Consider the following 12,759-nt stretch of genomic DNA (forward strand, 5'->3'; position numbering starts at 1 on the left):
AAACGCCGTAGCGCCGATGGTAGTGTGGGGTCTCCCCATGTGAGAGTAGGGAACTGCCAGGCATCAAACAAGTGAAGAGGCCATCCGAAAGGATGGCCTTTTTGCGTTTATGCGCCAAAAAAACGGCAGGCCGGGTAAGGCAAGCCGCCACCCGGCACGTCAGACCGCACTCCACGTCACAATAAAGCCCGCAATCCCATCCACATCATTTAAGTCCAGCACCGGAACCTCAAGCGGCAATACCACATCACTGGCCACCGCAATCACATGCTCATCCAGCGTTAACTCGCTGAAATCATGCCCGGCATCGCTTCTGAACAGCAGGATCTTAGGCACTGCCTCATGCTTAAATCCTTCAATCAGCACCAGATCCAGGGTGGAATGATCCATCCGACTGACCAGATAAGCGAGATCCAGCGGCGCCTCGTCCGGCGTTTCTGTCATTAACGCCCAGCGCTGAGGACTTGCTACCATCGTTTGTGCTGCTCCGGCCTTACGCAGCTCATAGCTGTCTTTTCCTGGCGTATCGATATCCATGTTGTGATGACTATGCTTAATCAATCCAGGACGAAGGCCTCTGGCACACAGCGCGGGTATCAGCTTTTTCAGCAGCGTGGTTTTCCCGGTCCCACTCCATGCGGAAATGGCTAAAAGAGGTATCATTTTTTCTCCTGCATCATCTGCAAATCTTCATGCGTGTTCACGTTCACAAACGCTGATTTCACATCGCTAAAATCAACGGAATGGCCACCAGACTCACGCATGAAGACCATCACCCTGCGCTCTCCCGCAGCCAGATAGCTCTGCAGAGCAGGCGCTAGCGAACGATGCATCAACGCGACAGCAGGATGGTCACGCTCGCCGTCATGTACCCAAACCACAGGAGCTGTACCACGAAGCAGGAGCAGACGCTCGACAAGACAGGAGGGAATAAACGGCGTATCGCAAGGGCAGAAGATAAACCACTCTCCGTGCGACTGTTGCATGACCGAAAGCATACCGGCAAGCGGTCCCGGGTAATTCTCAAGGCTATCCTGATAAACGGCGTACCCGCTGCGTCGGTAAGTGTCGATATGCCTGTTCGCGCTGATGGCCATTGCCGTCACCTGGCCGGCAAGCGTATCGGCGACATGCTGCCACAAGGGCTTTCCATTAAGAAGCTGAAGCCCCTTATCTTTACCGCCCATTCGCGTTGCTCTGCCGCCTGCCAGAACGACCCCGATGATTTCCTGGCTAACATTCACGAATATCGCCTCTTTTATTGTGGGATTGACCCTGCTAACGTGTCACTCTAAATGAAAGGAGCACCACCATGAAATGTAAACGTCTGAATGAAGTTATTGAACTCCTCCAGCCCGCCTGGCAAAAAGAGCCAGAGCTAAATCTGATGCAATTTTTACAGAAACTGGCGAAAGAGTCAGGTTTTGACGGCGATCTGGCAGACCTTTCTGACGACATCCTGATCTACCACCTTAAAATGCGCGACTCCGCCAAAGATGCTGTTATTCCTGGTATTCAGAAAGATTATGAGGAAGATTTTAAGACCGCATTATTGCGCGCCCGAGGCGTAATTAAAGAGTAAAAGCTTGTAAGCGGCGGCACCGAAATCGCCACAAGATGATATCCTGAATCATTCGTATAATTTCCGGATGATCGGATGAACGACCAGGCTTTTACTTTCCAGACATTACACCCGGACACCATTATGGATGCCCTGTTTGAACAGGGTATTCGGGTGGATTCCGGGCTAACCCCATTAAACAGCTACGAAAACCGCGTCTATCAATTTCAGGACGAGGATCGTCAGCGCTTCGTCGTAAAGTTCTATCGTCCTGAACGCTGGTCCGCTGAACAAATTCAGGAAGAGCATCAGTTTGCTCACGATCTGCTGGATGACGATGTTCCCGTTGCCGCACCGCTAAAATTCAATAACCAAACGCTCCTCACGCACGAAGGGTATTACTACGCAGTATTCCCAAGCCTGGGTGGTCGTCAGTTTGAAGCGGATAATATCGATCAGATGGAATGGGTTGCCCGCTATCTTGGGCGTATCCACCAGACGGGACGCAAAAAAGCCTTTATTGCCCGTCCAACGATGGGGATTCAGGAATACCTCCTTGAACCGCGCGAACTATTCGAAACGTCTGCAATGATCCCCGCTGCGCTAAAGGATGATTTCCTCAACGCCACCGATAAGCTTATTGCTGCAGTGAAAACCTGCTGGCGCGATGATATTTCCGTTCTGCGCCTGCATGGCGATTGTCACGCCGGGAATATTCTCTGGCGTGATGGCCCGCTGTTTGTCGATCTCGATGATGCGCGTATGGGGCCAGCGGTTCAGGACCTGTGGATGCTGCTCAATGGCGACAAAGCCGAGCAACGCATGCAGCTTGAAACCATTATTGAAGCTTATGAAGAACTTAGCCCGTTTAATTCAGACGAAATTGCCCTGATTGAGCCTTTACGTGCGATGCGTTTTGTTTATTATCTCGCATGGTTAATCAGGCGTTGGGACGATCCGGCATTTCCTCGCAATTTCCCGTGGCTTACCGGAGAGGATTACTGGCGTAGCCAGATATCTACATTTACTGAGCAGGTTAAGGTTCTTCAGGAGCCCCCTCTGCAATTAACGCCGATGTATTAATTGGACACACCCAGGAGAGAGTTAATCATGAAAAAAATTTGGCTGGCGCTGGCAGGTATGATTCTGGCATTTAGCGCTTCTGCTGCGCAGTTTACCGACGGCAAACAGTTCATCACGCTGGACAAGCCGGTCGCTGGCGAGCCACAGGTTCTGGAGTTCTTCTCGTTCTATTGCCCACACTGCTATCAGTTCGAGCAGGTGCTGCATGTTTCTGACAACGTGAAGAAAAAGCTGCCGGAAGGCACCAAAATGACCAAGTACCACGTTGAGTTCCTGGGCCCATTGGGTAAAGACCTGACTCAGGCATGGGCGGTGGCGATGGCACTGGGCGTGGAAGATAAGATCACTTCGCCAATGTTTGAAGCCGTACAGAAAACCCAGACCGTTCAGACCACTGCGGATATCCGTAAAGTGTTCGTTGATGCGGGCGTGAAAGGTGAAGAGTACGATGCCGCATGGAACAGCTTCGTGGTGAAATCACTGGTTGCCCAGCAGGAAAAAGCGGCTGCTGATCTCCAGCTTCAGGGCGTTCCGGCGATGTTTGTTAACGGCAAATATCAGCTGAACATGCAGGGCATGGACACCAGCAGCATGGATATTTTCGTACAGCAGTATGCAGATACCGTGAAATACCTGGTTGAGAAGAAGTAATTTCGTTGATGTAAAAACGCCGGTCACTGACCGGCGTCTTTGTATGAAGATTTTATCTTGTCTATCTGTTCGTCTTTCTCTTTCCAGAGCGTATTAAGCCACTGCTGGAAACGACGTTTGAAGTTCTTATCGTTTACGTAATCACCGTGCAGTTCAGCGTCAATCGGAACCAGGTCGACGTGCACGACAATGCGCGTCAGTTTGCCGCTGAGCATATCGAAGAACGGCGTCCTGTCGTTTTCCGGATAGCAGAGCGTGACGTTAAGAAGTTTATCGAACTGTGCTCCCAGCACGTTAAGCGCCATCGCAATCCCCGCCGCTTTCGGCGGCAACAGATGCTGATAAGGAGAGCGAGTTTGCTGGCGCTTCTCTTCCGTAAACCGGGAACCTTCAACAAAGTTCACGATGGTCGTTGGATGTGCGCGAAACTTTTCACAGGAACGGCGCGTGGTCTCCACATCCTTACCGCGACGTTCCGGATGACGAATCAAATAGCTGCGCGAATAGCGTTTCATAAACGGCATATCGAGCGCCCAGCAGGCCAGCCCGATAAAAGGCACCCAGGCGAGCTGCTGTTTCAGGAAGTATTTGTTCATCGGGATGTGTTTGCGAAAAAGCACGCATAACACCACGATGTCCGCCCAGCTGTGGTGATTGCAGATCAGCAGGTACCAGTTCTTTTTGTTGAGACTCTCCAGCCCTTTGACATCCCACTTCAGATGCGGGTTAAGGCACAACAGGATCGCCAGCCCTTCGCACCAGCAATACATCATGAAGTTACAAAATGCGGACACGGCTCGCCACACCACGGGTACAGGCAGCAGCAGTTTAATGATCCCGGCGAGAATGATCGGCACGGAACAGGCGATCGTCACCAGAATAGTTAAAATGATGCTTAGCAGTAATGTTATTGCAGCGAGCAATCTCGACATGATGAGCTTTTTCAAATAGTTAGCTGTAAGTGAGCGACCGACTAGTCGACGCTGGGCGCTGATTTTACCAGAAAACAGACAAATGAATGGCGCTTTCACATGATGATTTGGCGGCTTTTACCCTGGCGCAGCAGATTTCTCTGGGGTTCTGCGCGAATCAAGGCTTATATCCACATAGACTAAATTGCCATCAGTTGGCCATATAGATAAGATATGACAACATAACAGCATGATAATTAAGATCTAAATATTACCTCATATGTGTTTTTTGCGTCTGTTATTCATATGAAGTGAAAATATACACAAACTTATCCACAGTTTGATTTTTGCGAGCGATCCTCACGATCGCAAAATCTTTTCCTGTATCTGGCGCTAATAACTGATGTTTTCATCCTTCTGTGGCATCCTTTACCCATAAATTGATTAAAGGCACGGACATTATGGTTCAGATCCCAGAAAACCCTCTTATTCTCGTCGATGGCTCTTCTTACCTGTATCGGGCATACCATGCGTTTCCTCCTCTGACCAATAGCGCAGGGGAACCCACCGGCGCAATGTATGGCGTGCTGAACATGCTGCGCAGCCTGATCCTTCAGTATCAGCCAACCCATGCGGCCGTCGTCTTTGATGCGAAAGGTAAAACCTTCCGCGATGAGCTGTTTGAGCATTACAAATCCCACCGTCCGCCAATGCCTGACGATCTGCGTGCGCAGATTGAGCCGCTGCACGCCATGGTAAAAGCGATGGGGCTGCCGCTGCTGGCGGTCTCCGGCGTTGAAGCCGATGACGTCATCGGCACGCTGGCGCGTGAAGCAGAAAAAATGGGTCGTCCTGTGCTGATCAGCACCGGTGATAAAGATATGGCGCAGCTGGTAACGCCAGGTATCACCCTGATTAACACCATGACCAACACCATTTTGGGGCCAGAAGAAGTGGTCACTAAGTATGGCGTGCCGCCTGAGCTGATTATCGACTTCCTCGCGTTGATGGGCGACTCCTCGGATAACATCCCTGGTGTTCCCGGCGTCGGTGAGAAAACCGCGCAGGCGCTGCTTCAGGGGCTTGGCGGGCTGGATACGCTCTACGCCGAATCAGACAAAATCGCCGGGCTCTCCTTCCGTGGTGCAAAAACCATGGCCGGGAAGCTGGAAGAGAACAAAGAGGTGGCTTATCTCTCCTATAAGCTGGCAACCATTAAAACCGATGTCGAACTGGAGCTGGGCTGTGAGCAGCTGGAAGTGCAGCAGCCTTCTGCGGACGAGCTTCTAAGTCTGTTTAAGAAATACGAATTTAAGCGCTGGACCACTGACGTGGAAGCCGGCAAGTGGCTGCAGGCAAAAGGGGCGAAACCTGCGGCAAAACCGAAGGAGACGATTGTCGTTGACGCAGAAGAGCAGGCGGAAGAAGAAGCCGTGGTGCTTACCTTCGACAACTACGAAACCCTTCTTGAAGAGTCGCAGCTGATCGCCTGGATCGAGAAACTGAAAAAAGCGCCGGTCTTCGCCTTTGACACCGAAACGGACAGTCTCGATAACATTTCTGCCAATATGGTAGGCCTGTCATTTGCGACAGAGCCTGGTCATGCGGCCTATGTTCCCGTTGCGCACGATTACCTGGATGCGCCGGAGCAGCTCTCCCGTGAACGCGTGCTTGAGCTGCTGAAGCCGATCCTGGAAGACGAAAAGGCGCTTAAGGTTGGGCAAAACCTCAAGTACGATCGTGGCATTCTGCAAAACTACGGCATTGAACTGCGCGGGATCGCCTTCGACACCATGCTCGAATCCTACATTCTGGACAGCGTCGCGGGTCGCCATGATATGGATTCCTTATCTGACCGCTGGCTCAAGCACAAAACGATCACCTTCGAAGAGATTGCCGGCAAAGGGAAAAATCAGCTCACCTTTAACCAGATTGCTCTCGAAGAGGCAGGACGCTACGCGGCGGAAGACGCTGACGTCACGCTGCAGCTGCACCTGAAAATGTGGCCAAAACTGCAGAAGCACGAAGGTCCGCTGAATGTGTTCCAGCATATCGAGATGCCGCTGGTGCCCGTGCTGTCACGCATTGAACGTAACGGCGTGAAAATCGATCCAACGGTGCTGCATAACCACTCCGGGGAACTGGCGCAGCGCCTGACCGAGCTGGAGCAAAAAGCGCATGAGCTTGCAGGCGAGCCGTTTAACCTTTCTTCACCGAAGCAGCTGCAAACCATCCTGTTTGAAAAGCAGGGCATCAAGCCGCTGAAGAAAACCCCTGGCGGTGCGCCGTCAACCTCTGAAGAGGTGCTGGAAGAGCTGGCGCTGGATTATCCGCTGCCGAAAGTGATTCTGGAGTACCGTGGTCTCGCGAAGCTGAAGTCTACCTACACTGATAAGCTCCCGCTGATGATCAACCCGAAAACGGGCCGCGTGCATACCTCATACCATCAGGCTGTCGCGGCGACCGGTCGACTCTCATCAACCGATCCCAACCTGCAGAATATCCCGGTACGTAACGAAGAAGGCCGTCGTATTCGCCAGGCTTTCATCGCTCCAGAGGATTATCTGATTGTCTCGGCGGACTACTCGCAAATTGAGCTGCGCATTATGGCGCACCTGTCCCGTGACAAAGGCCTGTTGAGCGCATTTGCCGAAGGGAAGGATATCCACCGGGCAACCGCGGCAGAAGTCTTCGGTTTGCCGCTGGACAGCGTGACCAACGAACAGCGCCGCAGCGCTAAGGCGATCAACTTCGGTCTGATTTACGGCATGAGTGCATTCGGGCTTTCGCGCCAGCTCAACATTCCGCGTAAAGAGTCGCAGAAGTATATGGATCTCTACTTCGAGCGTTATCCGGGGGTGCTGGAATATATGGAACGCACTCGCGCGCAGGCGAAGGAGAAAGGTTATGTCGAAACCCTTGATGGTCGCCGTCTCTACTTACCTGACATCAAATCCAGCAACGCGGCGCGTCGCGCTGGCGCAGAGCGTGCGGCGATCAACGCCCCGATGCAGGGTACCGCGGCGGACATTATTAAGCGTGCAATGATCGCCGTTGATGCCTGGCTGGAGAAAGAGAAGCCTCGCGTGAAAATGATCATGCAGGTACACGATGAACTGGTATTTGAAGTGCACAAAGAGGACCTCGACGCCGTGTCGAAGAAGATCCACGAACTGATGGAAAGCAGCATGACGCTTGACGTGCCGTTGCTGGTGGAAGTGGGAAGTGGTGAAAACTGGGATCAGGCTCACTAATGGTTCTTCGCATAACGCGCCTTTTATGTAAGTTTGCAACATAACAACGCGCGTTTTGTGACGATCATTAGAATTCCCTATGTAAAGAATGAAAAAAAACTACAAAAAGTGCTTTTTCTGCAGCACAAAAAGGGGTAGAGTTATCGGCGTAGGGTACAGAGGTAAGATGTTCTATCTTTCAGACCTTTTACTTCACGTAATCGGATTTGGCTGAATATTTTAGCCGCCCCAGTCAGTAATGACTGGGGCGTTTTTTATTGCGGCAAAGAAAAATTCAGGCAAAAAAAACGCGGCCATCGCCGCGCTCGGTATTACTCTTCTTCCGCTTCCGTCGCGGGTTCCAGCTCGCTAAACCAGGTGTCGAGCTTCTGACGCAGCTTGTCCACGCCCTGCTTTTTCAGCGAGGAGAACGGCTCAACCTGCACGTCACCGTTGAACGCCAGCACCGCTTCGCGAACCATATTCACCTGCGCTTTGCGCGCGCCGCTTGCCAGCTTATCGGCTTTCGTCAGCAGCACCAGCACGGCGATATCGCTTGCCACAGCCCAGTCGATCATCTGCTGATCCAGATCTTTCAGGGGATGGCGAATATCCATCAGCACCACCAGACCTTTCAGGCACAGGCGTTTTTCCAGGTATTCCCCCAGCGCACGCTGCCACTTGATTTTCATCTCTTCCGGTACCTGCGCGTAACCGTAGCCCGGTAAGTCGACCAGGCGTTTGCCCTCTGCGACTTCAAACAGGTTGATGAGCTGGGTACGGCCAGGTGTTTTTGAGGTACGCGCCAGGCTCTTCTGATTGGTCAGCGTATTCAGGGCGCTGGACTTCCCCGCATTGGAGCGGCCAGCAAAGGCCACTTCAATACCGGTATCAGAAGGGAGGTGGCGAATATCGGGCGCACTGGTGACAAAATGCGTCTGTTGGTAGTTCCAGGTAGTCACGTGGTCGTCTCCAAAATCGTAATCTGAGGGGGATTATACCTGAATGCAGGCAAAAGGCTTTTCTGATTGCCAGGACTTGTAGGCGAATGCCCCAACCAGTGTGAGAGATCGGCCAGAGAGGCTATGGGAGATTTCAGAGAATTCGCAGGCGTCAAAAAAGCCAAACTGTTTTAAATCATAAGCTTATTCCCGGGTAATTGTCTGAAAATCCCTTTTTGTACCGTTTCGTTGCTTGTTAGTTTAACGGAACAAGGTAAAGTGTGCGTCAGGGCGAGGAAGCCAACAGGATATCGACTTAAGGATTAGGGTCAGGAGCGCCAGGAGGCGAAGACGCAGGATTGTCAGGATGACCAGCGCCTGGAGGCGTTTAAAGCAGGAAAGGGAACCGTATCACGGACGGTATTAGCCAAGGGATAAACAGGGTTTGTTGTTGGCAAACACGGAATGTCTGACCCGCTAAGGGTTGTGAGTCAGGAAAAAAGGCGACAGATTGCTCTGTCGCCTTTTTTCTTTGCTTGCTTTCTGCTAGATTTCGCCGCAATTCTATACTGAAGAAAACGACTTAAAGATAAAACATCATGAAAAAACCAACCTCCGCTGCGGGCGCGAAACGCCCTGCAAAAGCACGCCGCAAAACGCGCGAAGAACTGAACCAGGAAGCGCGCGATCGCAAACGCGACAAAAAACATCGCGGTCATGCTGCGGGTAGCCGTGCCAACGGTGGTGGTGCAGCGGGCGCTTCTGCAAAAGGCAAACAGCAGAAAGATCCTCGTATCGGCAGTAAAACTCCCATTCCACTGGGCGTGACAGACACCCCGGTCACTAAGCAGCACAAACCAAAGAGCGAGAAACCTATGCTTTCACCGCAGGCTGAGCTGGATTTGCTGGAGAACGATGAGCGCCTGGACGCGCTGCTGGAACGTCTTGAAGAGGGTGAAACCCTGACCGCCGAAGAGCAGTCATGGGTGGATGCCAAACTGGATCGCATCGACGAGCTGATGCAGAAGCTGGGCCTGTCTTACGATGACGAAGACGACGAAGAAGAAGACGAAAAGCAGGAAGATATGATGCGTCTTCTGAAGGGTGGAAACTAACATTTGCACCCGGCAGGCACGATAGTCCTGCTTATAACCCTTCCGGTTATATGTTATCTGGTGTGGTTATTCGTTAAACTACGGCGGTTGTCGCGGCGACAGAAGTGGCTGCGCACCCGAGTGATGACCCGCGATGGGGCCAGAACGGGCCGCCGTATACGAACGCGACACCAACGGAAGGAGTGAGCATGTCAGCACCAACTATCGACTGGGATTTGGCCCTAATCCAGAAATATAACTATTCCGGGCCGCGTTATACGTCATACCCCACCGCGCTGGAGTTCTCCGATGCCTTCGGAGAGCGTGATTTCCAGCAGGCTGTCGCGCGCTATCCTGAGCGTCCGCTGTCTCTCTACGTCCATATTCCGTTCTGCCATAAGCTGTGTTACTTCTGCGGCTGCAATAAAATCGTGACCCGTCAGCAGCATAAAGCCGACCAGTACCTTGATGCGCTCGAACAAGAAATTGTGCATCGCGCGCCGCTGTTTGCTGGCCGTCACGTCAGTCAGCTTCACTGGGGCGGCGGCACGCCAACCTATCTGAATAAAGCGCAAATAAGCCGCTTGATGACCCTGCTGCGCGGCAATTTCAGTTTTAACGCTGACGCTGAAATCTCGATCGAAGTCGATCCGCGTGAAATTGAGCTGGATGTACTGGATCACTTACGCGCCGAAGGCTTCAATCGTCTGAGCATGGGCGTGCAGGATTTCAATAAAGAGGTTCAGCGTCTGGTGAATCGCGAGCAGGACGAAGAATTTATCTTTGCCTTACTCAATCACGCGCGTGAGATTGGCTTCACCTCGACCAATATTGACCTGATTTACGGCCTGCCAAAGCAGACGCCGGAAAGCTTCGCCTTCACCCTGAAGCGCGTGGCCGAACTCAACCCGGACCGCCTGAGCGTCTTTAACTACGCGCATCTGCCGACGCTGTTTGCTGCCCAGCGCAAAATCAAAGATGCCGATCTGCCTTCTGCCCAGCAGAAGCTGGATATCCTGCAGGAAACGATCACCTCGCTGACCGAAACCGGTTATCAGTTTATCGGGATGGATCACTTTGCCCGTCCGGATGACGAACTGGCGGTAGCTCAGCGCGAAGGGGTCCTGCACCGCAACTTCCAGGGCTACACGACCCAGGGCGATACCGATTTGCTGGGAATGGGCGTCTCCGCCATCAGCATGATTGGCGACTGCTACGCGCAAAACCAAAAAGAACTGAAGCTGTATTACCAGCAGGTTGATGAGACGGGCAACGCGCTGTGGCGCGGCATTGCATTAACGCGCGATGACTGTGTCCGTCGCGATGTGATTAAGGCGCTTATCTGCAACTTCCGTCTCGATTTCAGCGACGTGGAAGCGCAGTGGGAGCTGAACTTCAGCGATTATTTCGCAGAAGACCTGAAGCTTCTGGCGCCGCTGGCGAAAGACGGGCTGGTGGATGTGTCGGAGAGCGCGATTGAGGTCACGCCGAAAGGGCGTCTGTTGATCCGTAATATCTGCATGTGCTTCGACGCGTATCTGCGTCAGAAAGCGCGACTGCAGCAGTTCTCGCGGGTGATTTAAGCCGCAAAAGCGCAAACGTAGGCCGGGTAAGGCGAAGCCGCCACCCGGCTTTTACGTTCAACCCCGCTAGCTAAACAGCCCAACCAGCGCCGCACACAACATAGCCGCAACGGCGGTTTGTGGCGTGTGGCTTTCAGCGGCTCCGCTAGAGAGCATATTCACGATTGTTTCCAGCATGATGTTCACCCCCAATTTCCGGGCACGATCATACAAAACTCATCGGAACAGTAAAGCGCAAAATAACGGCGATTTGCGCTCAATTAATAACCTTTACACTTCGGGGAAGATCACTCCATTCCCAACTCTTTAAGCTTGCGCGTCAGGGTATTACGTCCCCATCCCAACAGGCGAGCGGCTTCCTGCTTGTGACCCTGCGTATGACGAAGCGCGGTAGTTAACAGCGTACGCTCCATCTCTGGCTGAGCTTCAGACAGCAGGTTTTGATGACCGGAACGCAACGCGCGGTCGGCCCACTGTGCCAGCAGCGTCGCCCAGCTGTCCGGCAGCGCGTGCCCGGTAGTGCTTTCAGGCGCGGTCGCTTCAAACAGCTCAGCGGGTAAATCCTGAATCAGCACTTCCTGCCCGGCGGCCATCACGGTTAACCAGCGGCAGGTGTTTTCCAGCTGACGCACGTTGCCCGGCCACGCCAGGCGCGTCAGAGCGGCATCGGTTTCCGGGTGAAGCTGCTTGGCTTCCACACCCAGCTCGCGGGCGGCCACCTGCAGAAAATGACGCGCCAGGCGGGGAATATCTTCCCGACGCTCACGCAGCGGCGGCAGATGAACGCGGATGACGTTCAGGCGATGGAATAAATCCTCACGGAATTTCCCTTCCTGCACGCGTTGCTCCAGGTTCTGGTGGGTCGCGGCAATAATGCGCACGTCTACCTTCACCGGCGCATAGCCGCCCACGCGGTAAAACTGTCCGTCGGCCAGCACGCGCAGCAGGCGGGTCTGAACATCCAGCGGCATATCGCCAATTTCGTCCAGGAACAACGTGCCACCGTCAGCCTGTTCGAAACGCCCCTGACGAATGGTATTAGCGCCGGTAAATGCCCCTTTTTCATGGCCGAACAGTTCGGACTCAATCAAATCCTTCGGGATCGCCGCCATATTCAGAGCGATAAACGGCGCTTTTGCCCGCGGGCTATGGCGATGCAATGCATGCGCCACAAGCTCTTTACCGGTTCCCGATTCGCCGTTAATCAAGACGCTGATGGACGAGCGGGACAGACGACCGATAATGCGAAACACGTCCTGCATCGCCGGCGCTTCGCCGATGATGTCTGTCGTTGGCCCAAAATCGGGCGCGTGGCGCGGCTGTTGCTGCTCCTGATAATGGCTAATCGCGCGCTCAACCAGCGCCACCGCTTCGTCAATATCAAACGGTTTGGGCAGGTAATCGAACGCCCCTTGCTGATAGGCGCTCACTGCGGCATCCAGATCGGAATGCGCGGTCATTATGATGACCGGAAGCATAGGGTGGCGTTGTTTGATCTGCTTTAACAGCGCCAGCCCGTCCATGCCCGGCATACGAATATCCGAAAGCAGAACATCCGGCGTTTTGGTGGTGAGTGCATCGAGCACTTCGCTGCCGCTCTCAAACGTCGTGCAGCTTAATCCTGCCCCTGTGAGCGCGCGTTCAAGCACCCAACGGATGGAGCTATCGTCATCGACTACCCAGACTATCCCTCGTTGCATAA

At 53.2% G+C, this 12,759-nt stretch carries 12 protein-coding genes; 6 read left to right on the top strand and 6 right to left on the bottom strand.

All coding sequences use genetic code 11. The features are described 5' to 3' along the window. Positions 1–159 precede the first annotated feature (159 nt). Positions 160–663: a molybdopterin-guanine dinucleotide biosynthesis protein MobB gene (mobB, locus tag ACDO57_RS22105; RefSeq protein WP_024909225.1), complete on the bottom strand. Its 504-nt coding sequence runs from the start codon at positions 661–663 to the stop codon at positions 160–162. Continuing rightward, positions 660–1,244 carry a molybdenum cofactor guanylyltransferase MobA gene (gene mobA, locus ACDO57_RS22110; protein WP_024909224.1) on the bottom strand — a complete coding sequence of 195 codons (585 nt, stop codon included), beginning with the start codon at positions 1,242–1,244 and terminating at the stop codon, positions 660–662. The genes mobB and mobA overlap by 4 nt, the downstream gene beginning before the upstream one ends. 68 nt (positions 1,245–1,312) lie before the next feature. Between mobA and ACDO57_RS22115 the strand changes: the two genes are divergently transcribed. From ACDO57_RS22115 to dsbA, 3 genes are all read left to right on the top strand, one after another. Further along, positions 1,313–1,582 (top strand): YihD family protein, encoded by a 270-nt coding sequence (locus tag ACDO57_RS22115; protein WP_008501866.1) that lies wholly within the window; start codon positions 1,313–1,315, stop codon positions 1,580–1,582. Positions 1,583–1,657: 75 nt separating this feature from the next. Beyond that, complete coding sequence (locus tag ACDO57_RS22120) at positions 1,658–2,644, top strand: serine/threonine protein kinase (protein WP_370884594.1); 987 nt, start codon at positions 1,658–1,660, stop codon at positions 2,642–2,644. Positions 2,645–2,671: 27 nt separating this feature from the next. Beyond that, entirely contained in the window at positions 2,672–3,295 is a 624-nt protein-coding gene (gene dsbA, locus ACDO57_RS22125) for a thiol:disulfide interchange protein DsbA (protein ID WP_045909081.1), read from the top strand. Between the two features lie 23 nt (positions 3,296–3,318). Here dsbA and ACDO57_RS22130 read toward each other — a convergent pair whose 3' ends face one another. Beyond that, positions 3,319–4,227 carry an acyltransferase gene (locus ACDO57_RS22130; protein WP_148769969.1) on the bottom strand — a complete coding sequence of 303 codons (909 nt, stop codon included), beginning with the start codon at positions 4,225–4,227 and terminating at the stop codon, positions 3,319–3,321. Between the two features lie 440 nt (positions 4,228–4,667). Here ACDO57_RS22130 and polA point away from each other — a divergent pair, with 440 nt between their 5' ends. Further along, the gene (polA, locus tag ACDO57_RS22135) at positions 4,668–7,460 is read left to right on the top strand and encodes a DNA polymerase I (protein WP_370884595.1); all 2,793 of its coding nucleotides are present in this window, start codon (positions 4,668–4,670) and stop codon (positions 7,458–7,460) included. 311 nt (positions 7,461–7,771) lie between these two features. Here the strand turns inward: polA and yihA are convergent, their stop codons facing one another. Beyond that, positions 7,772–8,401, bottom strand: a complete 630-nt coding sequence (gene yihA / locus ACDO57_RS22140) for a ribosome biogenesis GTP-binding protein YihA/YsxC (protein ID WP_023309768.1) — start codon at positions 8,399–8,401, stop codon at positions 7,772–7,774. Between the two features lie 578 nt (positions 8,402–8,979). Between yihA and yihI the strand changes: the two genes are divergently transcribed. Further along, a complete protein-coding gene (gene yihI / locus ACDO57_RS22145) occupies positions 8,980–9,495 on the top strand; it encodes a Der GTPase-activating protein YihI (RefSeq protein ID WP_014885763.1) in 516 nt (171 codons plus the stop codon). 188 nt (positions 9,496–9,683) lie between these two features. Next, complete coding sequence (gene hemN / locus ACDO57_RS22150; RefSeq protein ID WP_048989735.1) at positions 9,684–11,057, top strand: oxygen-independent coproporphyrinogen III oxidase; 1,374 nt, start codon at positions 9,684–9,686, stop codon at positions 11,055–11,057. 66 nt (positions 11,058–11,123) lie between these two features. Here the strand turns inward: hemN and ACDO57_RS22155 are convergent, their stop codons facing one another. After that, complete coding sequence (locus tag ACDO57_RS22155) at positions 11,124–11,234, bottom strand: YshB family small membrane protein (RefSeq protein ID WP_023333898.1); 111 nt, start codon at positions 11,232–11,234, stop codon at positions 11,124–11,126. 110 nt (positions 11,235–11,344) lie between these two features. Continuing rightward, positions 11,345–12,757, bottom strand: a complete 1,413-nt coding sequence (gene glnG / locus ACDO57_RS22160) for a nitrogen regulation protein NR(I) (protein ID WP_024909218.1) — start codon at positions 12,755–12,757, stop codon at positions 11,345–11,347. Positions 12,758–12,759: the final 2 nt, after the last annotated feature.

The sequence above is a fragment of the Enterobacter cloacae complex sp. 2015409 genome, from assembly GCF_041365315.1.
GTDB classification, from domain to species: domain Bacteria; phylum Pseudomonadota; class Gammaproteobacteria; order Enterobacterales; family Enterobacteriaceae; genus Enterobacter; species Enterobacter pseudoroggenkampii.

Bases quoted from the DNA above. Each gene is read 5' to 3' on its own strand.
- mobB (WP_024909225.1), bottom strand. From the start codon at position 663: ATGATACCTCTTTTAGCCATTTCCGCATGGAGTGGGACCGGGAAAACC.
- ACDO57_RS22115 (WP_008501866.1), top strand. From the start codon at position 1,313: ATGAAATGTAAACGTCTGAATGAAGTTATTGAACTCCTCCAGCCCGCC.
- ACDO57_RS22120 (WP_370884594.1), top strand. From the start codon at position 1,658: ATGAACGACCAGGCTTTTACTTTCCAGACATTACACCCGGACACCATT.
- dsbA (WP_045909081.1), top strand. From the start codon at position 2,672: ATGAAAAAAATTTGGCTGGCGCTGGCAGGTATGATTCTGGCATTTAGC.
- ACDO57_RS22130 (WP_148769969.1), bottom strand. From the start codon at position 4,227: ATGTCGAGATTGCTCGCTGCAATAACATTACTGCTAAGCATCATTTTA.
- polA (WP_370884595.1), top strand. From the start codon at position 4,668: ATGGTTCAGATCCCAGAAAACCCTCTTATTCTCGTCGATGGCTCTTCT.
- yihI (WP_014885763.1), top strand. From the start codon at position 8,980: ATGAAAAAACCAACCTCCGCTGCGGGCGCGAAACGCCCTGCAAAAGCA.
- hemN (WP_048989735.1), top strand. From the start codon at position 9,684: ATGTCAGCACCAACTATCGACTGGGATTTGGCCCTAATCCAGAAATAT.
- ACDO57_RS22155 (WP_023333898.1), bottom strand. From the start codon at position 11,234: ATGCTGGAAACAATCGTGAATATGCTCTCTAGCGGAGCCGCTGAAAGC.
- glnG (WP_024909218.1), bottom strand. From the start codon at position 12,757: ATGCAACGAGGGATAGTCTGGGTAGTCGATGACGATAGCTCCATCCGT.